The sequence below is a fragment of the Acidisphaera rubrifaciens HS-AP3 genome (assembly GCF_000964365.1).
GTDB lineage: Bacteria > Pseudomonadota > Alphaproteobacteria > Acetobacterales > Acetobacteraceae > Acidisphaera > Acidisphaera rubrifaciens.
Genome location: NZ_BANB01000390.1, coordinates 1 through 1,637 on the forward strand (window position 1 = coordinate 1; position 1,637 = coordinate 1,637).

Here is a 1,637-nt window from a genome sequence, read left to right on the forward strand (position 1 = left end):
TTATGCGCGGTATCGTACCGCGCATTGTTGAACACCCGCGCTGCGGTTGACGTCCGGCGGGCCCACGATCAGCACCGATGCCTGTGGCGCCGCGTCGGCGAGCACCCCCACGTCGCGACGGAACCGCGCCTGATAGTCGGCGAGGTCGGCGGCGCTGCCGAACGCCTCGTTGGTGCCGTACTCGACGACCAGCAGCGCCGCGTCCTGCAACTCGGTCGCCAGCGACTGCGCGTCACAGCGTTCGAGCACGTCCACCTGCGCGCCGATGATGCCGAAGTTCTGGTACAGCACGCCCGGCACGTCCCGCCACGTCCCCCAGGCGAGCAGCGCCACCTCGCCGTCGCCCTGCGTCTCGAGCGTCAGGGTGCGGCTGCCGCGCCGCGCGTCGAACAGCGCGCGCACCGTCTCCTCCGCGCCGCGCGTGCTCACCGTGCGGGCCGCGCCGCCATCGACCGACACGGCGAAGCTGCCGCCCTGCGGCAGGCGGCGGAACACGATCGCGATGCGGTCGAACCCCTCCGCCTCGTCGGAGGTCAATGTCATGCGCGCCGGGCCCGTCGCGGTCTGCGTCACGCCCGCGATGCCGAACGGGATCGGGCCCGCGCCGCCGCGCGCGCTGTCGCGCGTCCAGCCGGCCTCGGTCACCCGCACGAGCTTCGGGTCGTAGTAGCGGTCCGGCCGGCCGGGCGGCAGCAGGCCGCGCCCGGCGGCGCCGAACCGCGCCTGGAACCGGTCGCGCAGCCGGGCGGAGAAATAGTCGCCCGCGCTGTGGCTGTCGCCCACCTGGACGATCGACACCGGCCGCCGCGCCGCGTGCGCGTCGAGTGCGGCGAGATCGCCGAAGAACGGTGCCAGCGGATCGCCGCCCGCCGCCGTCCGGACGCGGGGCCGGGCAGGGCGGCCGGCCTGGTGATAGGCCGCGACCTGCGGCACCGAGAGGGAGCGGGCGCAGCCGGCGACGGCTGCCGCCGCGAGGGCGGAGAGGACGGCGCGACGGGCTGGCATCAGTTCGGCAGCGCCTGCGCCGACGCCGGCGGCGGCACCTCCAGATACGGCTCCAGCATCCGCGCCAGCACGTCATAGCCCGCGGGCGTCAGATGCACGCCGTCATCGGCGCGCAGCCGCGTCGTCACCCCGTCGAGCCCCGGACCATACGCGCTGTAGCTGCCGTCGGGGGCAGCGAACAGGTTCCAGGTCGAGACATAGGTGGCCCCGGCATCGGTCGCGTATTTCTGATAGATCCCGTCCAGCATCGACATGTCGGACGAGAAATCCGGATCGCGCACGATCGGATGCCCGACCCACACGACCGGCATGTGCGCGGCGCGCAGCGCATCGACGATCTCCGTCACCGTCGCGCCGTAGCTGTCGGTGAAGGCCTCCACGAGCTGCGGATCGAGCATGCCGTGCCGGCGCACCGGCGGGCGGTCGTTCGCGCCGAACATGACCACCGCCACGTCGGCATGATCCTTCTCCGCGATGGTCTTGATCTCGGTCGGCCAGTCGTAGCTGGCGCGCGGGATCAGGCCGGTCGCGATCTTCGACCGGTCGATCACCCGGATGTCGCGGTCGCGGCGGTAGCGGCGCATGAACGCGCCGGCCAGGCCCTGGGCCTGCGAATCCCCGATCACCAGGAT

General features: G+C 72.9%; 2 protein-coding genes. Both read right to left on the reverse strand.

From position 1 onward, the window contains the following. On the reverse strand, nt 1-1,005 hold the full coding sequence (locus B8460_RS11600) for an SGNH/GDSL hydrolase family protein (protein ID WP_148360555.1): 1,005 nt from the start codon (nt 1,003-1,005) through the stop codon (nt 1-3). Beyond that, nucleotides 1,005-1,637, reverse strand: a 633-nt coding sequence (locus tag B8460_RS11605; RefSeq protein ID WP_148360556.1) for an SGNH/GDSL hydrolase family protein, incomplete at its 5' end; no start/stop codon positions are given. The genes B8460_RS11600 and B8460_RS11605, both read right to left, overlap by 1 nt.

Excerpts from the sequence above, each read along its gene's own strand:
- B8460_RS11600 (WP_148360555.1), bottom strand. The coding sequence starts at position 1,005 with ATGCCAGCCCGTCGCGCCGTCCTCTCCGCCCTCGCGGCGGCAGCCGTC.